General features: G+C 68.8%; 24 protein-coding genes. 6 read left to right on the top strand and 18 right to left on the bottom strand.

What is annotated here, in order from left to right; translation table 11 throughout:
- Positions 1–7: 7 nt before the first annotated feature.
- Positions 8–787 carry a hypothetical protein gene (locus E8D38_RS06960; protein ID WP_140627245.1) on the bottom strand — a complete coding sequence of 260 codons (780 nt, stop codon included), beginning with the start codon at positions 785–787 and terminating at the stop codon, positions 8–10.
- Between the two features lie 135 nt (positions 788–922).
- Between E8D38_RS06960 and E8D38_RS06955 the strand changes: the two genes are divergently transcribed.
- The 4 genes from E8D38_RS06955 to E8D38_RS06940 all read left to right on the top strand — a co-directional run bounded on the left by E8D38_RS06955 (position 923) and on the right by E8D38_RS06940 (position 3659).
- The gene (locus E8D38_RS06955; RefSeq protein WP_140627244.1) at positions 923–1525 is read left to right on the top strand and encodes a LemA family protein; all 603 of its coding nucleotides are present in this window, start codon (positions 923–925) and stop codon (positions 1523–1525) included.
- A gap of 36 nt (positions 1526–1561) precedes the next feature.
- A complete protein-coding gene (locus E8D38_RS06950) occupies positions 1562–2458 on the top strand; it encodes a TPM domain-containing protein (RefSeq protein WP_219851672.1) in 897 nt (298 codons plus the stop codon).
- A 2-nt stretch (positions 2459–2460) separates the two neighbouring features.
- The gene (locus tag E8D38_RS06945; RefSeq protein ID WP_140627242.1) at positions 2461–2964 is read left to right on the top strand and encodes a TPM domain-containing protein; all 504 of its coding nucleotides are present in this window, start codon (positions 2461–2463) and stop codon (positions 2962–2964) included.
- Between the two features lie 113 nt (positions 2965–3077).
- Positions 3078–3659, top strand: a complete 582-nt coding sequence (locus E8D38_RS06940) for a DUF3617 domain-containing protein (protein WP_140627240.1) — start codon at positions 3078–3080, stop codon at positions 3657–3659.
- Between the two features lie 90 nt (positions 3660–3749).
- On the opposite strand, the gene E8D38_RS06935 is transcribed toward E8D38_RS06940, so the two are convergent.
- From E8D38_RS06935 to E8D38_RS06870, 14 genes are all read right to left on the bottom strand, one after another.
- Positions 3750–4166, bottom strand: coding sequence for a F0F1 ATP synthase subunit epsilon (locus tag E8D38_RS06935; protein ID WP_140627238.1), 417 nt, complete (start codon positions 4164–4166; stop codon positions 3750–3752).
- A 99-nt stretch (positions 4167–4265) separates the two neighbouring features.
- Positions 4266–5678, bottom strand: coding sequence for a F0F1 ATP synthase subunit beta (atpD, locus tag E8D38_RS06930; protein WP_140627236.1), 1413 nt, complete (start codon positions 5676–5678; stop codon positions 4266–4268).
- A gap of 69 nt (positions 5679–5747) precedes the next feature.
- Positions 5748–6629 carry a F0F1 ATP synthase subunit gamma gene (gene atpG, locus E8D38_RS06925; protein ID WP_140627234.1) on the bottom strand — a complete coding sequence of 294 codons (882 nt, stop codon included), beginning with the start codon at positions 6627–6629 and terminating at the stop codon, positions 5748–5750.
- Positions 6630–6658: 29 nt separating this feature from the next.
- A complete protein-coding gene (atpA, locus tag E8D38_RS06920) occupies positions 6659–8212 on the bottom strand; it encodes a F0F1 ATP synthase subunit alpha (RefSeq protein ID WP_140627232.1) in 1554 nt (517 codons plus the stop codon).
- Positions 8213–8307: 95 nt separating this feature from the next.
- Positions 8308–8841 carry a F0F1 ATP synthase subunit delta gene (locus tag E8D38_RS06915; RefSeq protein WP_140627230.1) on the bottom strand — a complete coding sequence of 178 codons (534 nt, stop codon included), beginning with the start codon at positions 8839–8841 and terminating at the stop codon, positions 8308–8310.
- 2 nt (positions 8842–8843) lie between these two features.
- Entirely contained in the window at positions 8844–9314 is a 471-nt protein-coding gene (locus E8D38_RS06910) for a F0F1 ATP synthase subunit B (protein ID WP_140627228.1), read from the bottom strand.
- Between the two features lie 53 nt (positions 9315–9367).
- On the bottom strand, positions 9368–9616 hold the full coding sequence (gene atpE, locus E8D38_RS06905) for a F0F1 ATP synthase subunit C (RefSeq protein WP_140627225.1): 249 nt from the start codon (positions 9614–9616) through the stop codon (positions 9368–9370).
- A gap of 55 nt (positions 9617–9671) precedes the next feature.
- The gene (atpB, locus tag E8D38_RS06900; RefSeq protein WP_140627223.1) at positions 9672–10556 is read right to left on the bottom strand and encodes a F0F1 ATP synthase subunit A; all 885 of its coding nucleotides are present in this window, start codon (positions 10554–10556) and stop codon (positions 9672–9674) included.
- A 12-nt stretch (positions 10557–10568) separates the two neighbouring features.
- Complete coding sequence (locus tag E8D38_RS06895; RefSeq protein ID WP_140627221.1) at positions 10569–11087, bottom strand: ATP synthase subunit I; 519 nt, start codon at positions 11085–11087, stop codon at positions 10569–10571.
- A 123-nt stretch (positions 11088–11210) separates the two neighbouring features.
- Complete coding sequence (locus tag E8D38_RS06890; protein ID WP_140627219.1) at positions 11211–12122, bottom strand: SMP-30/gluconolactonase/LRE family protein; 912 nt, start codon at positions 12120–12122, stop codon at positions 11211–11213.
- On the bottom strand, positions 12119–12976 hold the full coding sequence (locus E8D38_RS06885; protein WP_140627217.1) for an aldose epimerase family protein: 858 nt from the start codon (positions 12974–12976) through the stop codon (positions 12119–12121). The genes E8D38_RS06890 and E8D38_RS06885 overlap by 4 nt, the downstream gene beginning before the upstream one ends.
- Positions 12977–13030: 54 nt before the next feature.
- Complete coding sequence (locus E8D38_RS06880; RefSeq protein WP_140627215.1) at positions 13031–13837, bottom strand: HpcH/HpaI aldolase family protein; 807 nt, start codon at positions 13835–13837, stop codon at positions 13031–13033.
- Between the two features lie 12 nt (positions 13838–13849).
- Complete coding sequence (locus tag E8D38_RS06875; protein ID WP_140627212.1) at positions 13850–14359, bottom strand: GNAT family N-acetyltransferase; 510 nt, start codon at positions 14357–14359, stop codon at positions 13850–13852.
- 70 nt (positions 14360–14429) lie between these two features.
- A complete protein-coding gene (locus E8D38_RS06870) occupies positions 14430–15110 on the bottom strand; it encodes a cytochrome b/b6 domain-containing protein (RefSeq protein ID WP_181178965.1) in 681 nt (226 codons plus the stop codon).
- A 216-nt stretch (positions 15111–15326) separates the two neighbouring features.
- Between E8D38_RS06870 and E8D38_RS06865 the strand changes: the two genes are divergently transcribed.
- On the top strand, positions 15327–15785 hold the full coding sequence (locus E8D38_RS06865) for a c-type cytochrome (protein WP_181178964.1): 459 nt from the start codon (positions 15327–15329) through the stop codon (positions 15783–15785).
- A gap of 101 nt (positions 15786–15886) precedes the next feature.
- On the opposite strand, the gene E8D38_RS06860 is transcribed toward E8D38_RS06865, so the two are convergent.
- From E8D38_RS06860 to E8D38_RS06850, 3 genes are all read right to left on the bottom strand, one after another.
- Positions 15887–16501 carry a thioredoxin family protein gene (locus E8D38_RS06860; RefSeq protein ID WP_140627210.1) on the bottom strand — a complete coding sequence of 205 codons (615 nt, stop codon included), beginning with the start codon at positions 16499–16501 and terminating at the stop codon, positions 15887–15889.
- 28 nt (positions 16502–16529) lie between these two features.
- The gene (locus E8D38_RS06855) at positions 16530–18665 is read right to left on the bottom strand and encodes a protein-disulfide reductase DsbD family protein (protein WP_140627208.1); all 2136 of its coding nucleotides are present in this window, start codon (positions 18663–18665) and stop codon (positions 16530–16532) included.
- Between the two features lie 100 nt (positions 18666–18765).
- On the bottom strand, positions 18766–19485 hold the full coding sequence (locus E8D38_RS06850; protein WP_140627206.1) for an alanyl-tRNA editing protein: 720 nt from the start codon (positions 19483–19485) through the stop codon (positions 18766–18768).
- A gap of 247 nt (positions 19486–19732) precedes the next feature.
- Between E8D38_RS06850 and E8D38_RS06845 the strand changes: the two genes are divergently transcribed.
- Complete coding sequence (locus E8D38_RS06845) at positions 19733–22231, top strand: polysaccharide biosynthesis/export family protein (RefSeq protein ID WP_181178963.1); 2499 nt, start codon at positions 19733–19735, stop codon at positions 22229–22231.
- Positions 22232–22234: the final 3 nt, after the last annotated feature.

The following is a 22234-nucleotide window of genomic DNA, read 5'->3' as shown; positions in this document are numbered from 1 at the left end:
GATTGTCTCAAACGGTGGCATCGGCGCGCGCCGGGCCGAGCCAGCGGGCCGCGGCGGCGGCCGGCCCTTCCGGCTTGGCCGCGTCGCACACCACCTCGGCGCTCGCCACCCGCGTGCCGGACTCCTGGGCAGGCCACTGCTGCAGCACTTCGAACACGAACGCGGCCACGGTGGCGGCGCGCACCGGCCGCTCGCGGCTGGGCAGCATGAGCTGCAGCTGCGACAGCCACCAGGCGGCGAAACGCTGCAGCCGCGTCAGCGCGCCTTCGTCGACGCGGCTGAACTGCGTGGGCCGCACGAACAGCAGGCGTCGAAAGCCGAGCATCGCCACTTCCTGCTCGGCCAGCGTGGCCAGGCCGTGGCGCAGCGCGTCGGGCAGCATCGCCGGCGCATGCGGCAGCACCACCGCCAGCGTGTCCACCCCGCCCGCCTTCAGCCAGCGGGCCAGCTCGATCAGCTGGGCCGGCTCGGTGTCGAAGAAGGCTTCCTCGCGGCCGGTGCGCCCGCGGGCACGGTCGAACACCACCACCGCCGCGGCCACTGACGGCACCGGCGGTCGGACCGGGGCCGCGAGGTTCAGCGGCACGAGGCCCCGCATCGCCGTCTGCAGCGGGCCGGTAGTGGCCACATGCACGCTGGCATGGCGGCCGCTCGACAGGGCCTGCTCCAGCACGGCCGAGCCCAGCGGGCCGGCGGCGCCGATGACGAGCAGGCTGCGGGTGGCGGCGCTCGCCGCGGGGGCCGGGCGCGAAGCGGCCTGCAGCGCAGTCATGGGATCGATGGGCATGCGGCGATGGTACGCAAGCAACGGGGCGCAACGGCGCTACAGTCGCCCCCAGCCGTTCTTGAGGCTGCGGCCTTGAAGCCGCGCCCTCAGCGCCCCATCTCGCCGTCGTCCGGACTCCCGCTTGAAAGGAATGCCATGACCCGACGTTTGTTCGCCCTGCTTGCTGCCGTCCTGCTGAGCGCTTCGCTGGCCGGCTGCGGCTACAACGACTTCCAGCGCCTGGATGAGCAGACCAAGGCGGCCTGGTCCGAGGTGCTGAACCAGTACCAGCGGCGTGCCGACCTCATTCCCAACATCGTGGCCACGGTGAAGGGCGAGGCCAGCTTCGAGCAGGAAACGCTGACCAAGGTGGTGGAGGCGCGCGCCAAGGCGACTTCCATCCAGGTGTCGCCCGAGACGCTCAACAACCCCGAAGCCTTCAACCGCTTCCAGCAGGCCCAGGGCGAACTGTCCGGCGCGCTGTCGCGCCTGATCGCGGTGAGCGAGAACTACCCGAGCCTGAAGGCCAACCAGGGCTTCCAGGATCTGCGCGTGCAGCTCGAAGGCACCGAGAACCGCATCACCGTGGCGCGCAATCGCTACATCAAGGCGGTGGCCGACTACAACGTGCTGGCGCGAAGCTTTCCGAGCAACCTGACCGCCATGGTGTTCGGCTACCAGCCCAAGCCCAACTTCACCGTGCAGGACGAAGCCGCGATCAGCGCGCCGCCGAAGGTGGACTTCGGCGCGTCGAAGTAAGCGGCGGCCGACGCACCGCAACTGCTGGGCGCTCACGTGACCCGTCTCATCGTCGCGCTCTGGCTCGCGCTGCTGGGGCTGTGCGCCGCCGCGCAAGACGTGCAGCCGGTGCCGCCGCTGTCAGGGCGGGTGATCGACCAGACCGGCACGCTGAGCGCGGGCCAGCGCGACGCACTGGAGGCCAAGCTGGCCGCGTTCGAGCGCGAGGCCGGGCCGCAGATGGTGGTGGTGATCGTCGCCACCGCGCGGCCGGAAGACATCGCCAGCTACACCCAGCGGCTGGGCGATGCCTGGAAGATCGGCCGCCGCGAGGTCGGCGACGGCCTGCTCATCGTGGTGGCCAAGGACGACCGGCAGGTGCGCATTGCACCGGCCAAGGCGCTCGAGGGTGCGGTGCCCGACCTCGCGGCGCGGCAGATCATCGAGCGCTCGATCCGGCCGGCCTTCCGCGCCGGCGACTACGCCGGCGGCCTGAATGCCGCGGTGGACGAGCTGATCGCACGCATCCGCGGCGAACAGCTGCCGGCCCCGTCGCAACGCGGCGGCAGCGCCTCGACCGACCGCGGCCCCGACTGGGAAGAGCTGGCCATGTTCTTCTTCGTGGGCGTGCCGATCCTGGGCGCGGTGCTCACCGGCGTGATGGGCCGCAAGCTGGGCTCGCTGGCCACCGCCGCGGCCGCCGGCGGCCTCGGCTGGTGGGTCACCACCAGCGCACTGCTGGCCGGCGTGGCCGGGGTGCTGACGCTGGTGCTGGTGGGCATCATGGGTATCGGTGCATCTCGCGGCGGCCATCGTCGCGGCCGCGGTGGCGACGTGCCGATCATCTGGGGCGGCGGGGGTGGTGGCGGCTGGGGCGGCGGCGGCGACGGCGGCGGCTTCTCGTCCGGCGGCGGCGGCGACTTCGGCGGCGGCGGCGCTTCGGGGGACTGGTGATCATGAACCTCAAGCGCCTCCTCAAGCATCGCTGGCTCGACGAGAGCGACACGCGCCGCGCCCTCGGGCCGGCCGCCCTGGCCAACCTCGAAGCGCGCGTGCGCGCCAGCGAGGCCCGGCACAGCGGCGAGATCCGCCTGTGCGTGGAAGCAGGCCTGCCACTCAGCTACCTGTGGCGCGACGCCACGGCGCGTGAGCGGGCCATCACCCTGTTCGGCAAGCTGCGCGTGTGGGACACCGAGCTCAACAACGGCGTGCTCATCTACCTGCTGCTGGCCGAACATCGCATCGAGATCGTGGCCGACCGGGGCGTGGACCGGCATGTGCCGCACTCGCAATGGGAAGCCGTCGTGGCCCGGATGTCCGCCGACTTCGCCGCGCGGCGGTACGAAGCCGGGCTGGCAGCGGCGATCGACGCGGTGACGGCGCTGCTGGAGCGGCACTTCCCGCTGGCGGCCGGCCAGGCCAACCCCAACGAGCTGCCCGACGCGCCGCACCTGCGGTGAGCCGCGGCCGGGAGCCGCAGCGCACGCCGCTTGCCTGTTCCACCGATTGAGCCCCGGCGCCCGCGCGTGCATCATGGGCAGCCGCTGCCCGCTACCACCCACTGGAGGCAAAGATGGCCACGACTGCCCGCCTGTTGTCGATTCCCGCGCTGCTGCTCCTGGCTGCTGCGCACGGCGCCGCGCCGGCGCAGAGCCGCCCGCCCATCAAGGCCGGCCTGTGGGAGGTGAAGCAGACGCGCGAGATGAACGGCCAGAAGATGCCCGACATGGGCGAGCACCTGAAGAACATGCCGCCCGAAGCGCGCAAGCGCATGGAAGAGCAGATGCGCCAGCGCGGGGTCGAGATGGGCGGCGGCAGCACCACCGCCAAGCTGTGCCTGAGCGAAGAGTCGCTGTCGCGTGACGACTGGACTTCGGCCGGGGCCGAACACGGCTGCAAGACCGAGATCCTGAGCCGCAGCGCCACCGCATGGAAGTGGCGCTCCACCTGCGGTGGCCAGCCGCCCACCGTGGCCGAAGGGGAGACCCGCTTCCAGGGCGACACCGGCTACACGACCGTGATCGACGCTACGTCGAACCGGCAGGGGCAGCCGCACAGGATGCACATGGAGATGCAGGGCAAGTGGCTGGGTGCCGACTGCGGCAAGCTCAAGCCCATCGTGCCGCCCAAGGCGGGCGGCACCAACAAGCCCTGACGGCTCGCTCAAGCGCCCGCCTGAAAGCAAACAGCCCGCCGGCGTTGGCCGGCGGGCTGTTTCTCGTTGCAGCGCTGGCGCGCGGCCTGCTTACTTCTTGCGGAAGCGGCGCAGCGCGGCGATCTGCGCCGCCATGGCGGCGAACTCGCTCTGGGCCTTGGCCAGGTCGATGTCGCTCTTGGCATTGCGCATGGCTTCTTCGGCGAGGCGCTTGGCTTCGGTGGCCTTGGCTTCGTCGAGGTCCTTGCCGCGGATGGCGGTGTCGGCCAGCACCGTGACCGAGTTCGGCTGCACTTCAAGAATGCCGCCGGCCACGAACACGAATTCTTCCTCGCCGTTGTCGGCCCGCTCGATGCGCACGGCGCCCGGGCGGATGCGGGTGATCAGCGGCGTGTGCTTGGGCAGGATGCCCAGCTCGCCGCCTTCACCCGGCAGCGCGACGAACTTCGCCTCGCCCGAGAAGATGGACTCTTCTGCGGAGACGACGTCGACATGAATGGTTGCCATTGAATTTCCAGTGACTCGTGACTAGTGACGAGTGACCTTGATGCAGTGACGGTACCAGGCGCATGCCCGGTCACCGGTCACTGGTCGCCGGTCACTGCCTTACTGCAGCGTCTTGGCTTTCTCGAAGGCTTCGTCGATCGTGCCCACCATGTAGAAGGCCTGTTCCGGCAGGCTGTCGCACTCGCCGTTGACGATCATCTTGAAGCCGCGGATGGTTTCCTTCAGCGGCACGTACTTGCCCGGCGTGCCGGTGAACACTTCGGCCACGTGGAAGGGCTGCGACAGGAAGCGCTGGATCTTGCGGGCGCGGGCCACGGCCAGCTTGTCTTCGGGAGACAGCTCGTCCATGCCCAGGATCGCGATGATGTCGCGCAGTTCCTTGTAGCGCTGCAGCACGGCCTGCACCGCGCGCGTGGTGCCGTAGTGCTCCTCGCCCACGACGTTGGGGTCGACCTGGCGCGAGGTGGAGTCCAGCGGGTCCACCGCGGGGTAGATGCCCAGCGCGGCGATGTCGCGCGACAGCACCACGGTGGCGTCCAGGTGGGCGAAGGTGGTGGCCGGCGACGGGTCGGTCAGGTCGTCCGCGGGCACGTACACGGCCTGGATCGAGGTGATCGAGCCGACCTTGGTGGAGGTGATGCGCTCCTGCAGGCGGCCCATTTCCTCGGCCAGCGTCGGCTGATAGCCCACGGCCGAAGGCATGCGGCCCAGCAGTGCGGACACTTCGGTGCCGGCCAGCGTGTAGCGGTAGATGTTGTCCACGAAGAACAGCACGTCACGGCCTTCGTCGCGGAACGACTCGGCGATGGTGAGGCCGGTCAGGGCCACGCGCAGGCGGTTGCCCGGGGGCTCGTTCATCTGGCCGTAGACCATCGACACCTTCGACTCGGCCAGGTTGTCGAGCTTCACGACGCCCGACTCGGCCATCTCGTGATAGAAGTCGTTGCCCTCGCGGGTGCGCTCACCGACGCCTGCGAACACCGACAGACCCGAGTGGGCCTTGGCGATGTTGTTGATGAGCTCCATCATGTTCACGGTCTTGCCCACGCCGGCGCCGCCGAACAGACCCACCTTGCCGCCCTTGGCGAACGGGCAGATCAGGTCGATCACCTTGATGCCGGTCTCGAGCAGTTCCTGCGAAGGCGACAGCTCGTCGTAGGCCGGGGCCTTGCGGTGGATGGAAGCCGCCAGTTCGTTGCTGACCGGGCCGCGCTCGTCGATCGGGTTGCCCAGCACGTCCATGATGCGGCCCAGCGTGGCGGGGCCGACCGGCACGGTGATGGGGTTGCCGGTGTTCTTGACCACGATGCCGCGGCGCAGGCCGTCGGACGAGCCCAGCGCGATGGTGCGCACCACGCCGTCACCGAGCTGCTGCTGCACTTCGAGGGTCAGCGCCGAGCCGTCGAGCTTCAGGGCGTCGTACACCTTGGGCATGGCGTCGCGCGGGAACTCCACGTCCACCACGGCGCCAATGCACTGGACGATCTTGCCTTCTGCTTGAGTGTTGGCCATTTTTCGATCCTTCAAACAATATTCGTTGCGATGCGCGAGGGCGGGTTGTCTGCTTCAGCGGCGGCTCGATCAGCCCACCGCGGCAGCACCGCCCACGATCTCGGAGAGTTCCTTGGTGATCGCGGCCTGGCGGGTCTTGTTGTAGACCAGCTTCAGCTCGTTGATCAGGTTGCCGGCGTTGTCGGTCGCGGCCTTCATGGCCACCATGCGGGCCGACTGCTCGGACGCCATGTTCTCGGCCACCGCCTGGTAGATCAGGGCCTCGACATAGCGCACCAGCAGCTCGTCGATCACGCTCTTCGCATCGGGTTCGTAGAGATAGTCCCAGCCGTAGGCCTGCTTCTCTTCCGCGGTCTGCGCAAGCCGTGCCTGCGACAGCGGCAGCAGCTGTTCGACCACCGGCTCCTGCTTCATCGTGTTGATGAAGCGGGTGTAGCAAAGGTAGACCGCGTCCAGCTTGCCTTCGGCGTACTGGTCGAGCAGCACCTTCACCGGGCCGATCAGCTTCTCGAGGTGCGGCGTGTCACCCAGTTGGGTGACCTGCGACACCACCTTGGCGCCGATGCGGTTGAGAAAGCCCAGGCCCTTGTTGCCGATGGCCACTGCCTGCGTCTTGACGTTCTGACCTTCGAGCTCCTTGAGCTTGGCGGTCATGGCGCGCAGGACGTTGGTGTTCAGGCCGCCGCATAGCCCCTTGTCGGTGGTCACCACGATCACGCCGGCGCCGCCGGTGCCGGCGCGCGTCTGCATGAAGGGGTGCACGTACTCGGGGTTCGCCTCGCCCAGGTGGGCGGCGATGTTGCGGATCTTGTCGGCGTACGGACGGGCGTGGCGCATGCGCTCCTGCGCCTTGCGCATCTTGGAGGCGGCGACCATCTCCATGGCCTTGGTGATCTTCTTGGTGTTCTCCACCGATTTGATCTTGCCGCGTATTTCCTTGCCTGCCGCCATGACGGTGCTCCTGTAGGTTCAGCCGGCCGTCAGGCGAAGGACTTCTTGAACGCGGCGATGGCGGCTTGCAGCTCGGCTTCGGCGTCCTTGTCCATGGCCTTGTTGTCGTCCAGCTTCTTCAGCAGGGCGGCGTGGCTGGTCTTCAGGAACTGGTGCAGGCCGTGTTCGAAGGCGAGCACCTTCTTCACGTCCACGTCGTCCAGGAAGCCCTTGTTCACCGCGTACAGCGTGGCACCCATCAGGCTGATGGACAGCGGCGAGTACTGGGCCTGCTTGAGCAGTTCGGTCACGCGTGCGCCGCGGTCGAGCTGCTTGCGGGTCGCTTCGTCGAGGTCGGAGGCGAACTGCGCGAAGGCAGCCAGCTCACGGTACTGCGCGAGGTCGGTACGGATACCGCCGGACAGGCCCTTGATCAGCTTGGTCTGGGCGGCGCCGCCCACGCGCGACACCGAGATGCCCGCGTTGATGGCGGGGCGGATGCCGGCGTTGAACAGGTTGGTTTCCAGGAAGATCTGGCCGTCGGTGATCGAGATCACGTTGGTCGGCACGAAGGCGGACACGTCGCCGGCCTGGGTTTCGATCACGGGCAGCGCGGTCAGCGAACCGGTCTTGCCCTTGACCTCGCCCTTGGTGAAGGCTTCGACGTAGTCGGCGTTCACGCGGGCGGCGCGCTCGAGCAGGCGGCTGTGGAGATAGAACACGTCGCCGGGGAAGGCTTCGCGGCCCGGCGGGCGACGCAGCAGCAGCGAGACCTGGCGGTAGGCGACGGCCTGCTTGGACAGGTCGTCATAGATGATCAGGGCGTCCTGGCCGCGGTCGCGGAAGTACTCGCCCATCGTGCAGCCGGAGTAGGCCGACACGTACTGCATGGCGGCGGACTCGGAAGCCGACGCGGCCACGACGATGGTGTAGTCCATCGCGCCGTTGGCTTCGAGCGAGCGCACCACGTTCTTGATCGACGACGCCTTCTGGCCGATGGCGACGTAGATGCAGGTGACGCCCTGGCCCTTCTGGTTGATGATCGTGTCGATCGCCACCGCGGTCTTGCCGGTCTGGCGGTCGCCGATGATCAGCTCGCGCTGGCCGCGGCCGATCGGCACCATCGAGTCGATGGACTTCAGGCCGGTCTGCAGCGGCTGCGACACCGACTGGCGCGCGATCACGCCCGGGGCGACCTTCTCGATCACGTCGGTCATCTTGGCGTTGATCGGGCCCTTGCCGTCGATGGGCTGGCCCAGCGCGTTGACCACGCGGCCGATGAGCTCGGGGCCGACCGGCACTTCGAGAATGCGGCCGGTGCACTTGACGGTGTTGCCCTCGGAGATGTGCTCGTAGGCACCCAGGATCACCGCGCCGACGGAGTCGCGCTCGAGGTTGAGCGCGAGGCCGAAGGTGGGCTGGCCGTCCGGGCCGGCCGGGAATTCGAGCATCTCGCCCTGCATCACATCGGACAGGCCGTGGATGCGGCAGATGCCGTCGGTCACGGACACCACCGTGCCCTGGTTGCGGATGTCGGCCGCGGCGCCCAGGCCTTCGATGCGGCTCTTGATCAGTTCGGAAATTTCTGCGGGATTCAGTTGCATGGCTTGCTCCCAGTCGGATCAGACGCCTAGCGCGGCATTCACGACCGAGCCGGGATCACCTTGCGGCGAAGCCCGGCGGATTGATTCAAAAGACCTCAGGCAGTCAGCACGACCTTCATGCGTTCGAGCCTGGCCTTGACCGAGGTGTCGAGCACTTCGTCGCCCACCACCACGCGGATGCCGCCGATCAGCTCCGGGTCCACCTGCACCGTGGCGGCCAGCTTGCGGCCGAAGCGCTTCTCCAGCGCGGCGACCACGTCGTTGAGCTGGGCGCCGTCGATCGGGAAGGCGCTGAACACGGTGGCATCGGACACACCCGAGCTGGCATTCGCCAGCGCATGGAACTGCGCGGCGACGTCCGGCAGCGCCGCGAGGCGGCCGTTGTCGATCACGGTGCGCAGCAGGTTCGCAACGCCCTGCGCCAGCGGCTGCTTGAGCACGCCGGCGATGACGTCGAACACCTGCGCAGCCTCGACCTTGGGGTTGTCGGCGAACTGGCGCAGCTGCGGATGGGCGGCCACTTCGGCCAGGGCCGAGAGCTGCTCGCCCCAGGCCTTTGCGTCCTGGCCGCGGGCAGCCGCGAAGGCCGCCTCGGCATAGGGGCGCGCGATGGTTGCGAGCTCGGCCATGGTCAGAGCTCCGTCTTCAGGCGGTTCAGCAGCTCGGCGTGCACGCCGGCGTTGACCTCGCGACGCAGGATCTGCTCGGCACCCTTGACGGCCAGCGCGGCCACCTGCTCGCGCAGGGCTTCGCGCGCGGCGATCGTCTGCTGGTCGGCCTCGGCCTTCGCAGCAGCAACGATCTTCGCGGCCTCTTCATCGGCACGCTTCTTGGCGTCCTCGATGATGGCCTGGGCATGCTTCTCGGCATCGGCCAGGCGCTTGGCGCTTTCGTCGCGGGTTTGCGCGAGCTGCTCCTCGACACGCTTGTTCGCGGCGGAGAGCTCCAGCTTGGCCTTGTCAGCCGCGGCCAGACCGTCCGAGATCTTCTTGGCGCGCTCGTCGAGCGCCTTCGTGATGGGTGGCCACACGAACTTCATCGTGAACCACCACAGGATCGCGAAGACGACGATCTGCGCAATCAGCGTTGCGTTCAGATTCACGGCTCGGACCTTTCTCGATTGGGGAAAAAACTACCGGGGTCGAGAAAGACCGATCAGCGCAGCACGAACGGGTTGGCGAAGGCGAACAGCATCGCGATACCGACGCCGATCAGGAAGGCGGCGTCGATCAGGCCGGCCAGCAGGAACATCTTGGTCTGAAGCTCGTTCATCAGCTCGGGCTGACGGGCAGAGGCTTCGAGGTACTTGCCGCCCATCAGCGCGATGCCGATACAGGCACCGATGGCGCCCAGACCGATGATCAGACCGCAGGCCAGAGCGACGAGACCCAACACGTTTTCCATGATTGCTCCTAGTAGGGAAGTGAGTTGTTGAACGAAAAGGGGAAGAAAAGCTTGATCAGTGCTTGTCGTGCGCCTGACCGACATACACCAGCGTCAGCATCATGAAGATGAAGGCCTGCAGGGTGATGATCAGGATGTGGAAGATGGCCCAGGCGGCGCCGGCCACCACATGACCCAGCCACAGGGCCACGCCGCCCAGCGACGCGAAGCCCACCGCGCCCATCAGCGCGATCAGCATGAACACCAGCTCGCCGGCGAACATGTTGCCGAACAGCCGCATGCCGTGGGAGATGGTCTTGGCCGCGAACTCGATGAGCTGGAGGATGAAGTTGATCGGGGCCAGCACGATGGCGGCCACGCCGTGGGCATGGAACGGGGCCGAGAACAGCTCCTTGATCCAGCCGCCCAGGCCCTTGATCTTGATGTTGTAGTACAGGCAGGTCAGCAGCACCGTGATCGACAGGCCCAGCGTGATGGACAGGTCGGCGGTGGGCACGATGCGCATGTAGGCATGGTGCGGATCACCGCCCGCGGCGCCGTAGATGGATTCCCAGATGCGCGGGACCAGGTCCAGCGGCAGCAGGTCCATCGCGTTCATCAGGAACACCCACACGAAGGCGGTGAGCGCCAGCGGGGCCACGGCCTTGCGCGAGGTTTCGTTGTGGATGATGCCGCGGGCCTGGGTGTCGACCATCTCGACCAGGAACTCGATGGCGGCCTGCAGGCGACCCGGCACGCCGGACGTCACGCTCTTGGCCACGCGCCACAGCAGGAAGCAGCCCAGCACGCCCAGCAGGATGGACCAGAACAGCGAGTCCAGCTTGAACACCGGCTCGGACAGCGAGAAGTTGGCAATGCCTTCTTGCGTGCGGTTCTGAAGGTGTTGGAGGTGGTGCTGGATGTACTCACCCGCGGTCGGTCCGTGTCCTTCGGCAGCCATCGTCAGTTCTCGTCAACGCTTGCGAACAAGCGACTGTTGGTTCTTCTTGCGACCCCACCAGAGCAGGGTCAGCCAGTTCACTTTCAGGCACACGATCATCGTGACCAGCAATGCCGGCCAGCTCAGATCGGGCACAACTCTTGCGGCAGCCGCCAACATGGCAACCGCCACCATGATCTTCAGCAACTCCCAGAGCAGGAACCTCGCCGCAGCAGCGGCCGGGTTCGCTCCGGTCAGCCGGGTCGTGATGCCGCGCGCCAACAAGGCGCCCGGAAGCACCACGGCAGCCGCGCCATACAGCGCCGACCAGCCGGCCCCGCCCTGCCGGTTCAGGCTCCACCACAGTGTTGCCATCACCAGCCCCACCACGGCCTGGACCGCGATGACCCGCCACGGCGAGAGCGGCGGATGTTGCGCCCGCAGGGCCTCGGCTTCTTCTCGCGTCAGGCTCTTGAAAGGCGCTTCGTCTGCCTCATCTGCCCCGTTCATCGCCTCGCGCTGATCGATCGAATCGGTGATCGGATCGGTCATGACAGGCAAACCCCGGGCTGTTGCGGCAAAACCCAATGATTATACGTGGTAACCCGCAGGGCTCCGCCATGGCCCGGTGTGGCGCCGACGCAGCGCCGCGCGAAGGTGCGTGAACGCGCTGCGTCAGCCCATGCTGCAGCTGTTGGCCGGAAGCCCCGGCACATCGACCCGCAAGGCCAGCACGCATCCGGCCATTGGCTGCTGCGCCAGCTCCTCGGCAGGGCGCTTCTCGCGTGAGGTCGTGATGTACAGCGTGCGCATGTCGGCGCCGCCGAAACACGGCATGGTCGGACAGCGCACTGACAGCTTCACCTCCCGCAGCACCTCGCCCGCAGGCGACAGCCGCAGCACCCGCTGCCCCTCGAACATCGCAACCCAGTAGCAGCCCTCGGCATCGACCGCCGCGCCGTCAGGCCGGCCGCCGTAGACGGCGAGATCCTGGTCAGGCTGCTTGGGCGCAAAGCTCGCGAACACGCGCCGGTTCGACAGCGAGCCGGAGGCTGCGTCGAAATCGAATGCATGGATGGTGTGGGCCTTGGTGTCGGACCAGTACATGGTGCGGCCGTCAGGGCTCCAGGCCAGCCCGTTCGACACGGTGATGCCGTCGGCCATGCGCACGAGTTCGCCGCCGCCATAGCGGTACAGCGCGGCCAGTGCCGGATCACGCGGCTCGTAGATCGTTCCGACCCAGAAGCGGCCTTGCGGATCGCACTTGCCGTCGTTGAATCGCTCCTCGCGCGGGTCGTAGGGCGGCGGCGCCAGCGTTTCGCGCCGGCCGCTGGACGGATCGAAGCGCCACAGCCCGTCGCGCATCGCCAGCACCAGGTCGTTCGAACCTGCGATCGGCGCGCAGCTGGCCACGTCGGACTCGAACTGCCACGAGTGCGCCGCGCCGCTCGCGGGATCGAGACGGTGCAGGCGCCGGCCCGGGATGTCGCAGTAGTACAGCACCTGCTGCTGCGGATGCCACAGCGGTGATTCGCCCAGCAGCGCGGGCGGCGTCACGGCCTGGATGTCGGTGGTGTGAGGGTTCATCTTTGGGGTCGGATCTCGAGTGTCATCCAGGCGCTCGCGGCCGCTCCGGGCGCGAGCGCCACAAGGCCCAGCGCTGCCGGCTCGGCCTGGTTGATGGCGTTGTTGACGTGGCTCACCGGCTCGACGGCGTAGTCGCCCTTGTCGCGCGGCGTGTAGACGACCAGGTGGCGCAACGAAGAGCTCAGCGTCAGCGCCAGCAGTTCGTCATGCAGGTGAGCCTGGCCGGACCAGCCGTCGAAGCAGTGGTCCAGGTCCAGCTGCGCGATGTCGGCGTCGAGGCCGCTCACCGGCACGCGGGCGCACGGCAGCTTGCGGCCGTCCATCTCCCAGCGCCCCGCCACCTCGGCCCGCAGGTGGCTGCGCCTGCGCTTCGGGAAGAACGGATGCCAGCCCAGGCCCACCGGCGCTTCGTGCACCGCGCGATTGACCACGCTCATCTCGCATCGCAAGGCATCGGGGCTCAGCACGAAGCGCTGGCGCGCCTCGAACGCGAATGGCCACGCCTCGCCCGCGGGCTGCTCCAGCAGCAGGCGAACCTCGGATTCATCCGCCTGCTCGATGCGCCAGGGCGCGGCCAGCCCCACGCCGTGCAGCGCATGGGGCGGGTCATTGAGCGGCAGCTGGTACTGCTGCCCGCGCCAGCCGAAGCGGCCGTCGGCGATGCGGTTGGAATACGGCAGCAGCGGATAGCTACCCGCAAGCCGCGCGCTTTGCAGCCCGGCCGGCTCGACCGAACGCAGCACCGGCATCGTGTCGAACCACAGCCCGGCGATGCAGCCGCCCAGGTCGGGTCGCAGGGCCAGGCGCAATGCGCCCGAGCGCAGTTCGACGGCAGGCGGGACAACGAGGCTCATGCGCCGATCCTAGTGCGGTACTTCGCTGTAACCGCCGCGGCGCCGAGGCCGGGCTCAGTAGCCGTGGGTGCCGGTCGTGAGCGAGTGGACGATCGACGTCTCCTGCGTGCGCAAGGCCGAGATCGCCAGCTGCGCGCTGCGCACCAGCAGGCTGAGGTCGGACGAGATCGCGACGAAGTCGAAGCCGATGGCGCGGTACTGCGCCACGATCTCCGGCGTGGCGCCCAGCGTGCCGATCGGCTTGCCGGCGTCCTTGGCGCGCTTGACGGCACGACTCATCTGCTCGAGCACGGCCGGATGGGTGAGCTGGCCCAGGTGGCCCATCGCCGCCGACAGGTCGGCCGGACCGATGAACAGCGCATCCACGCCCTCGACCGCCGCGATGGCTTCGAGCTGCTGCAGGGCCTGGGGCGTCTCGAGCTGGACGATCACGCCCATGTCGGCATTGGCATGCTGCAGGTAGTTGTGCGCCGCGCCGAAACGCGATGCCCGCGTCATGCCGGCCACGCCGCGCACGCCCTGCGGCGGATACCGCGTGGCCGCCACCGCGTGGCGCGCCTCGTCGGCGTTCTGCACCAGCGGCACCAGCAGCGTGGTGGCACCGGCGTCCAGCACCCGCTTGATCGTCACCACATCGTTCCAGGGCACCCGCACCACCGGCACCATCTTGGTGGACGAGACCGCCTGCAGCATGTGGATGACTTCCATCATGTCGGCCGGCGCATGCTCCATGTCGAGCACGCCCCAGTCGAAGCCGGCATGCCCCACTGCCTCGGCCACCATCGGGCTGGCCGACATGATCCACGTACCCACCGGCGGGTGTGCCCCCGCGGCCTTGAGCAGGTGTCTGAACGCGTTCATGTGGGGCTCCAGTCAGTAGCGGGAAACGACCGAATCCAGGTCGGCCTTCAGATAGTGCGCACCCGGCAGCGGGTTGTAGTAATACGGCGGCACGTTCTCGAAACCCAGCGTTTCGTACAGGCCGCGAGCGGCCTCCATGTCATCCAGCGTGTCGAGGAGCATGGTCGAGTAGCCGGCCTCCCGTGCACGGTCGATGAGCGCCTGCGCCAGCAGCCGGCCGATGCCGAAGCGGCGGAACGCCTTGCGCACGTACAGGCGCTTCATCTCGCAGGCATTGGGGTAGTCGGCCTCGTGCAGCGGCCGGAAGCCGCCGCAGCCGGCCAGCTCGCCGTCCAGGAAGGCCAGCAGCAGCAACCCGTGCGGTGCGGCGTACTGGCCCGGCAGCGTCGCGAGCTCCTGCTCGAAGTTCTGGAAGCACAGGTCGACGCCGAGCGCCTGGGCGTACTCGCGAAAGATCGCGCGGGTGGCTTCGATCAGTTCCGGCGCGTCGGGGCTGACAAGCGAAATGGCGGGAGCTTCCATGCGTGCAGGAGGAGGCGGGCGGCAGGGCTGCAGCGCAGTGTAGGACTTGAGCCGCGACTGTGCTGCCGCCTCAGCCCCCCAGTCCCACGATCCAGCCCACCCCGGCAGCGCAGGCGGCGATCAGCGCCAGCGCCAGCACGCGCGTGAGGGCCGTGTCCTTCGACGCCGGCAGGCCGGCGTGCAACTGCTTGTCACCGCTGAACATCGGGCCGATCAGGTTGCGCCTCTTGGCGAGCAGGTAGTACAGCACCGCCGCGATGTGCAGCACCACCAGGCCGATGATGACCCACTGCCCGATCACCTTGTGATAGCTGGTGAGCTGCAGGCTCGTTTCGGTGCTGATGAACTTGGCCAGCGGGCCGACGTTGGCGATCTCGTCGTCGGCGAACAGGCCGCTGCCCACCTGGAAGGCCAGGAACAGCAGCAGGGCGAACACCGACAGCGCGCCGGTCGGGCTGTGGCCGACCTCATGCGCCGCTTCGCCCTGCCCGCGCAGGTAGCGCAGCAACGCTCGGGGCCCGTAGAAGAAGCTCGAGAAGCGCGACCAGCGACCGCCGACGATGCCCCACAGCAGCCGGAAGGCCAGCAGCGCGAACACCGCATAACCGAGTCGGAAGTGCCACTCCATTGCATTGCCACCGACCTTGCCGGTGATCACCAGGCCGATCACGCACAGCACCAGGGCCCAATGAAACAGGCGGGTGGGCAGGTCCCACACACGCACGCGGGTGGCGGAAGGGCTGGCAGACATCGACGACAACGACACAACGGACTCCGAAGTTGGTAACAAGGCGTGCATCGTGGCACGGCGGCGCCGCTTCGGGAAGGCTGCGGCAGGCATCCGGGATTACCCGTGTGTCCGCGCCCAAGCGGGTTCCGTACCTGGACTGCTGCGCGTTCGCATGCCGCCGTTGCGGGCAGCGGACCGCCGCTCCCTGCCAACCTACCTCAGCCAGGAGAGATCCGAATGAAACACCGTCTGGTTCTGTGCGCCACGCTGCTGGCCGCCGCCGCACTGTCGTTGCCCGCCGCCGCCCAGTTCGCCAAGCCCGAGGACGCCATCAAGTACCGGCAAAGCGGCATGGCGCTGATGGGCGCCCATTTCGGCCGGCTCGGCGCCATGGCGTCGGGCCGTGCGCCGTTCGATGCGAAGGCCGCGGCCGAGAACGCCGAGATCGTGGCTTTCGTGTCGAAGCTGCCGTTCGCCGGCTTCGTGGACGGCACCGACAAGGGCGGCAACACCAAGGCCAAGCCCGAGATCTGGTCCCAGATGGACAAGTTCCGCGCCAATGCAACGAAGATGCAGGAAGAAGTGGCCAAGCTGAACGTGGCCGCCAAGGGCGGCAACCTCGACCAGATCAAGGCCGCCTTCGGCGAAGCGGCCAAGACCTGCAAGGCCTGCCACGACGACTTCCGGCAGCAATGACAACCCCTCGTCCGGCGGGTACGCCGGACACTCCCCCGAGGGGAGGCGGGCCTTGCTTGGGGCGGCCCGTGGCCGGCCTCCAGGCCACTCCCGTTCGCGGCTCAGCTCGCGTACTTGACGCTGCAGCCGTAGGCCTGCGTCACCGCGACCGACACCGGCTTGCCGCCCAGGGCTTCTCCGAGCGCCTGGCGCACGTAGTTGGTGGCGGTCTTGATGTCGTCGGCCCGGGCGGTGGCCTTGCTGTCGATGGCGCCGGCATAGATGAGCTTGCCCGCCGGGTCGATCACGTACATGTGCGGCGTCGTGCGTGCGTTGTAGGCGCGGCCGACCTTGCCGTCGGCGTCCATCAGCGTGGCGGTGGCGGCGGCGTTCTGCTGCTTCATCCAGGCCGCCAGTTCGGCCGGGGCCTTGTAGTCGCCGGCGTCCGCGGCCGTGCTGTTGACGGTGAGCCAGACGGCGCCCTTGCCCACCGCTTCTTTCTGCGTCGCCTGCATGTTGGCGGCGTTGTAGTGCTTCTGCACATACGGGCAGCCCGGGTTGACCCACTCGAGCACCACGTACTTGCCCTTGAACTCGGCCAGCGAGCGGGTCTTGCCGTCGGTGTCTTGCGTGCTGAAGGCGGGGGCGGCCTGGCCGACGATGGCCTGTGCATGGGCAGCCATGCCGAAGCCGAAGGAGCAGGTGGCGAAAGCGGCCACGGCGAGCAACGATTTCATTCGCGATTCCTTGCCTGATGCGGGTCCACTACAAGGACGCCAGCGCCGAACGCACCTCGTCCACCGAAAGGATCTCCGACAGCAGCCGCGGCGTGTTGGTTCCCGGTGCGTACAGCGCATACACCGGCACGCCGCTGCGGCCGAGCCGCTGCAGCTCGGCGGCGATGGTGGCGTCACGGGCGGTCCAGTCGGCCCGCAGCAGCACCACGCCGCGCTGCTCGAAGTCGGCCAGCAGGCCGGCGTTCGACAGGGTAGTGCGCTTGTTGAACTGGCAGCTCACGCACCAGGCAGCGGTGAAGTCGACGAACACCGGCCGGCCCTGCGCGGTGGCCTCGGCCACCTTCTGCGGCGACCAGGGCTGCCAACGTTCGCCGGCCGCGCTGCCGCCGGGCGGTGCAGCGACGGCACGGCCGTGCAGCTGCGGCAGGGCCCAGCTCAGCGCCACGGCGAGCAGCCCCACGGCCACCGCGCCCCAGCCCAGCCGGCCGGTCCGCCCGAAACCTGCATTGCCGAACACCCATGCGACGAAGGCCAGCACCACCAGAGCGCCCAGCCAGGCGGCGGCGGCATCGAGGCTGGTCTGCTGGCCCAGCACCCACAGCAGCCACACCACGGTGGCGAACATCGGGAAGGCCATGGCCACCTTGAAGTGCACCATCCAGGCCCCCGGCCGCGGCAGCCAGCCGGCCACCCGAGGCAGCGTGGTGACCAGCAGGTAGGGCAAGGCCATGCCCAGGCCCAGAGCCGCGAAGACCGCCAGCGCCTGCGCGGCCGGCATCGACAGCGCCACGCCGAGCGCCACGCCCATGAAGGGCGCGGTGCAGGGCGAGGCCACGCCCACGGCCAGCACGCCGGTGAGGAAGGAGTCGACCACCGGGTGGCGGGCACGCAGGGTGGCCAGCCCGCTGGGCAGCAGCGTCGAGAACTCGAAGACGCCGGCAAGGTTGAGGCCGATCAGCGTGAACAGCAGCGCCAGCGCCGCCACGAACCCGGGCGACTGCAGCTGGAAGCCCCAGCCCAGCTGTTCGCCGGCCGCCCGCAGCGCCAGCAGCAGCCCGGCGAGCGCCACGAAGCTCAGCACCACGCCGGCGGTGTAGGCCAGCCCGCCCGACCAGAGCTTGCGGTGTTCGCCGGCATGCTGGGCAAAGCCCATCACCTTGAGCGACAGCACCGGGAAGACACACGGCATCAGGTTGAGCAAGGCGCCGCCCAGCAAGGCGAGCAGCAGCGCAGCTCCCAGCGAGGCAGGCGCCGCGGCGGCGGCCTGCAGGCCGGGCTCGGGCGAACTCTGCAGGTCTGCCGCGGCCGGCACGGCGGCCGGCCAGGCCCCCTGCACTGCCGCCTCGACGCGCAGCGCCGTCTTGCCGTCGCCGAACACCATGACGACCGGCAGCAGCGCCGGGCTTTCACTGCGCTGCGGCGACAGCGCGAGCCGCGCTTCATAAGTGGAGCCCTGCCACCGCTGCTGCACCGGCGCCGCATGGTCCACCACGCCGGCCAGTTCGCTGAACACTTCGGCCTGACTACCCTGCACCGCGGCCGGCAGGCCATCGACTTGCACCACCAGGCTGCCCGCTGGGGCGCCCTGGCTCGTCGGCTCGGCCTTGGCGGCCACCCCGGCCGGCTGCTGCGGGCGCGCCGCCAGCGCCGCCTCGAAGTCGGCGGCATGGGTAGCGACCGAGGCCTGCGTCGGCAGGCTCAGCGAGAAGCGGCCGCTCTCGGGAATGCAGACCTCCTTGCACACCAGCCAGTCGGCCTGCAGCTGAACCTCGAGCTTGGCCGCGTTGAACTGCGGCGGCACCGACAGCGGCACCGGCAGCACGACCGTGCCTTCGTAGCCGTGGTTCATCAGTGGCCCGATCGGCAGGCGCCGGGGAGCCGGCCAGTCGATTTCGCCGGCGGTGACGCCGGCCGGCAGCGTCCAGGCCAGCGTGGTGGGCAGGCCGGAGTCGCCCGGGTTCTTCCAGTAGGTGTGCCAGTGCGGCTGGTGGGTGAGCTTCAGGCCCAGCCACATCGGCTTGCCGGCGGCAATGCCTTCGGGGGCATGCGCCACCAGCTCCGCGCGCACCTGGGGCGTCGTGACGACGTTCGAGGCAAGGGCGGCAAAGGCGGCGGAGGAAGACGTCGCGACGGCGAGCGACAGCAGCAGGGCACGGGTCAGCATGGCGGCTTGGAAGCTACCACGCTCGCCAGGTTCCCGGGGGCAGAAGCTTATTCGGCGGCGGCCGCCAGGGCGACGGACGGTCGAGAACGCCGGTGCTCGATCAATCAGCGAGGCCGAGCACGACCCTGCGCGTACTGGCCGACTTCTTCTCGATCTTCGTCACCACCACGCGGCCGACTTCCGACGTGTTGCCCACGTGGGTGCCACCACAGGGCTGCAGGTCCACACCTTCGATCTCGAGCAGCCGCACCCGCCCGCTGCCCCGCGGCGGCTGCACGCTCATGCTGCGCACGAGCTGCGGGCTGGCGTCCAGCTCGGCATCGCTGATCCAGCGGTGCCGCACCGGGTGGCTTGCGGCCACCAGGCGTGCCAGCCCGGCGTTGAGCGCCTCCTTGTCGAGCGGCTCGGTCATGTGGAAATCGAGCCGCGCATAGGCGGCGGTGATCGAGCAGCCATCCACCGGGTGCGGCACCAGCGCGCACAACAGATGCGTCGCCGTGTGGAAGCGCATGTGCCTCTGCCGGCGCTCCCAGTCGATCACTGCGGTGATCGCCATGCCGGGCTGCAGCCGCCCGGCATCGGCCGGGTCGGCCAGCAGGTGCACCACGGTGCCGGGCGTGCTGCCCTTGCGGGTGTCGGCCACCGCCACCAGGCTGCCGTCGGCCAGCCGCAGATGGCCGGCATCACCGGCCTGGCCGCCGCCTTGCGGATAGAACACCGTGCGGTCGAGCTGAACGCCGACCGGCTGGGCGTCCACGACCATCACGCGGGCTGCGCACTCCCGCATCCGGGCATCTTCTCGAAACAGCTCTTCAGTCATTCAGGCTCATCCGGCTCGCAGTGGAGGCGGCCCATGATAGGCACCCGCCCTTCGAACCGGACAGTACAGATGGCAGCGGGGCGAGCGGGCCTGTAGCGGCCGGCACGACGGAGCAGCCGGCCCGGCGGGCGCCAGGGGCCTTTCCATTAACATGCCGGGCTGGCCGGGCGGGCAAGCCGCCTCCGCAGTTCGCACCAGATCCGCAACGCCTCTCTCCGCTGCGCGGCTTCAACACAACACGGCGACCATGAGCTTGTCTCACAACGACACTTTGAACCTGCGCAGTGCCTTGCGTGTTTTCGGAATGGTGCTGGCCTGGGCCGCGCTGACGGTGTCCGCCGTCGCTGCGCCCGAGGACGATGCGCGTGCGCGCGGCACCGGCAGCGGTGGCGTGTTCAATGCACCCGGCTACCCGGTGCCGGCGCGCCCCGGCGAGTCGGAGGCCGACCGCTCGCGCGCACCCGGCGGAACCGGCGCGGCAGGGGCCCAGCGCGATGCTGACGGCAGGCTGCGCGACCCGCGCAACCTGCAAGGCCCGCGGCAGGACCGCGAACGCGAACCGTCGGTCCGCCAGGGCCAGACGCTGCAGCCGCCCGCGCGGCCCAGCGAATTCCAGCGTTTCGTCGAAACGGCCACCGGCCGCCAGCTGCCGGTGTTCGGCGCCGATTTCTTCGCCGATGCGGCCGGCAGCTTTGCACCGGTGGACAACGTGCCGGTGCCGTCCGACTACGCTGTGGGTCCGGGCGACGAGGTGCTCATCCGCGCCTGGGGCGCCATCGACGTCGACTACCGTGCCACGGTGGACCGCAACGGCCTGATCAACCTGCCGCGGGTCGGCAGCTTCCCGGTGGCGGGCGTTCGTGCCTCCGAACTCGAGCGGCACCTGCGTGCCCAGATCGGCCGGCTCTACACCAACTTCAACCTGAGCGTCACCCTGGGTCAGCTGCGTGCCGTGAAGGTCTACGTGGTCGGACAGGCACAACGGCCCGGCGTCTACACACTGAGCAGCCAGTCGAGCCTGCTGTCGGCGGTGGTGGCCAGCGGCGGCCCGGGCGTCAACGGCTCCATGCGCAAGATCAGCCTGAAGCGCGATGGCCGCATCGTCTCCGAACTCGACGTCTACGAATTCCTGGTCCAGGGCGACCGCACGAAGGACGTGCAGCTGCTGCCGGGCGACGTGGTGGTGTTCCACCCCGTGGGACCGCGCGTCGCCCTCACCGGCGCGATCGATACGCCGGCCGTCTACGAGCTCAGGAGCAAGGAAGAGCCGCTGCGCGACGTGCTGCGCTACGCCGGCGGCACCTCGGTGCTGGCGAACCCGCACCAGGTGCAGATCGAACGCATCGACCCGGCAGCCCGGCGCGCGGCAAGGCTGGTCGAGGAGTTCAAGCTCGACGACACCGGGCTCGCCAAGAACCTGCGCGACGGCGACATCCTGACGCTGCTGGCGATCTCGCCCCAGTTCGGCAATGCGGTGACGCTGAAGGGACATGTGGCCCAGCCGCTGCGCTACCCGCACCGGCCGGGCATGCGCGTGAGCGACCTGATACCGGACAAGGAGGCGCTCATCTCGCCGGAGTTCTACCGGCGCAAGAACCTGCTGGTGCAGGTGGAGCTGCTCGATGCCAATGGCGACGAGGACACCGGCCGATCGGGCGCCGAGGACACGATCCCGCGCAACGGCGCCTTCCCGCAGATGCAGGGCAGCAACCGCCGGCAGACGCGTGCCGATCAGCAGGCTGCAGAGCGTGCCAAGAAGGCACCGGCCGCGCTGTTCGACGAGATCAACTGGGACTATGCGGTCATCGAGCGGCTCAAGCGCGAAGACCTGTCGACGCAGCTCATCACCTTCAACCTGCGCGCCGCCCTGGCCGGCGACGGCGGCCACAACGTCGAGCTGCAGCCGGGCGACGTGGTGACCGTGTTCAGCCAGAAGGACATGCGCGTGCCGGTGTCCAAGCAGATCCGGCTGGTGACGGTGGAAGGCGAAGTGGGCGCACCCGGCGTGTACCAGCTGCTGCCGGGCGAAACGCTCAGGCAGCTGCTGGGGCGTGCCGGCGGCTTCACCCAGCAGGCCTATGTGTACGGCATCGAGTTCTCCCGCGAGGAGACCCGCGTGCGTCAACGGGAAAACCTGCAGGCCGCGATCCAGCGGCTGGAGTCGCTGGCCGCCACGCAGGCTGCCCGTGAGGCGGCCAACCAGCGCGCCGACGAAGCCGGCCGCAGCTCGCAGGTGAGCGCCGCGGCCACGCAGGCCCAGCTGCAGCGGCTGCGCACCCTGCAGCCCAACGGGCGCATCGCGCTGGAGCTCGACTACGCAAGAAGCAGCATCGACACCCTGCCCGACGTGCCGCTGGACAACGGCGACCGCATCCTGGTGCCGGCACGCCCCGGCTTCGTGACGGTCTCGGGCGCGGTGGCCAACAACAACGCCTACCTGTGGAAGCCCGGCCGCACGGCAGGCGACTATGTGAAGCTGGCCGGCACCGAGGAGGCGGCCGACACCTCGCAGATGTTCATCCTGCGTGCCGACGGCACCGTGATGCACGGCAACGACCGTCGCGGGTTGTTCACCAGCGGCGTCGCTTCGGCGGAGCTGCACCCAGGCGACGCGGTGATCATCCCCAATCAGCTCGACTACGAAACATGGGGCCGCGCGCTGGTGCGCAACCTGAAGGACTGGTCGGCCATCTTCTACCAGTTCGGCCTGGGCGCCGCGGCGATCCAGACGCTGCGCAACAACTGAACA

Origin of the sequence: Methylibium rhizosphaerae (genome assembly GCF_006386545.1) — a bacterium.
In the GTDB taxonomy this organism is placed as follows: Bacteria; Pseudomonadota; Gammaproteobacteria; order Burkholderiales; family Burkholderiaceae_C; genus Pseudorivibacter; species Pseudorivibacter rhizosphaerae.
This window is presented reverse-complemented; position numbering and strand designations above follow the sequence as displayed.

Coding starts and splice junctions, on each gene's coding strand:
- E8D38_RS06945 (WP_140627242.1), top strand. CDS start 2,461: ATGAACCTCAAGCGCCTCCTCAAGCATCGCTGGCTCGACGAGAGCGAC.
- atpA (WP_140627232.1), bottom strand. CDS start 8,212: ATGCAACTGAATCCCGCAGAAATTTCCGAACTGATCAAGAGCCGCATC.
- E8D38_RS06880 (WP_140627215.1), bottom strand. CDS start 13,837: ATGAACGCGTTCAGACACCTGCTCAAGGCCGCGGGGGCACACCCGCCG.
- E8D38_RS06870 (WP_181178965.1), bottom strand. CDS start 15,110: ATGTCTGCCAGCCCTTCCGCCACCCGCGTGCGTGTGTGGGACCTGCCC.
- atpG (WP_140627234.1), bottom strand. CDS start 6,629: ATGGCGGCAGGCAAGGAAATACGCGGCAAGATCAAATCGGTGGAGAAC.
- atpB (WP_140627223.1), bottom strand. CDS start 10,556: ATGGCTGCCGAAGGACACGGACCGACCGCGGGTGAGTACATCCAGCAC.
- E8D38_RS06890 (WP_140627219.1), bottom strand. CDS start 12,122: ATGAACCCTCACACCACCGACATCCAGGCCGTGACGCCGCCCGCGCTG.
- E8D38_RS06935 (WP_140627238.1), bottom strand. CDS start 4,166: ATGGCAACCATTCATGTCGACGTCGTCTCCGCAGAAGAGTCCATCTTC.
- atpD (WP_140627236.1), bottom strand. CDS start 5,678: ATGGCCAACACTCAAGCAGAAGGCAAGATCGTCCAGTGCATTGGCGCC.
- E8D38_RS06860 (WP_140627210.1), bottom strand. CDS start 16,501: ATGAAATCGTTGCTCGCCGTGGCCGCTTTCGCCACCTGCTCCTTCGGC.
- E8D38_RS06850 (WP_140627206.1), bottom strand. CDS start 19,485: ATGACTGAAGAGCTGTTTCGAGAAGATGCCCGGATGCGGGAGTGCGCA.
- E8D38_RS06915 (WP_140627230.1), bottom strand. CDS start 8,841: ATGGCCGAGCTCGCAACCATCGCGCGCCCCTATGCCGAGGCGGCCTTC.
- E8D38_RS06895 (WP_140627221.1), bottom strand. CDS start 11,087: ATGACCGATCCGATCACCGATTCGATCGATCAGCGCGAGGCGATGAAC.
- E8D38_RS06865 (WP_181178964.1), top strand. CDS start 15,327: ATGAAACACCGTCTGGTTCTGTGCGCCACGCTGCTGGCCGCCGCCGCA.
- E8D38_RS06885 (WP_140627217.1), bottom strand. CDS start 12,976: ATGAGCCTCGTTGTCCCGCCTGCCGTCGAACTGCGCTCGGGCGCATTG.
- E8D38_RS06940 (WP_140627240.1), top strand. CDS start 3,078: ATGGCCACGACTGCCCGCCTGTTGTCGATTCCCGCGCTGCTGCTCCTG.
- E8D38_RS06960 (WP_140627245.1), bottom strand. CDS start 787: ATGCCCATCGATCCCATGACTGCGCTGCAGGCCGCTTCGCGCCCGGCC.
- E8D38_RS06875 (WP_140627212.1), bottom strand. CDS start 14,359: ATGGAAGCTCCCGCCATTTCGCTTGTCAGCCCCGACGCGCCGGAACTG.
- E8D38_RS06955 (WP_140627244.1), top strand. CDS start 923: ATGACCCGACGTTTGTTCGCCCTGCTTGCTGCCGTCCTGCTGAGCGCT.
- atpE (WP_140627225.1), bottom strand. CDS start 9,616: ATGGAAAACGTGTTGGGTCTCGTCGCTCTGGCCTGCGGTCTGATCATC.
- E8D38_RS06845 (WP_181178963.1), top strand. CDS start 19,733: ATGAGCTTGTCTCACAACGACACTTTGAACCTGCGCAGTGCCTTGCGT.
- E8D38_RS06855 (WP_140627208.1), bottom strand. CDS start 18,665: ATGCTGACCCGTGCCCTGCTGCTGTCGCTCGCCGTCGCGACGTCTTCC.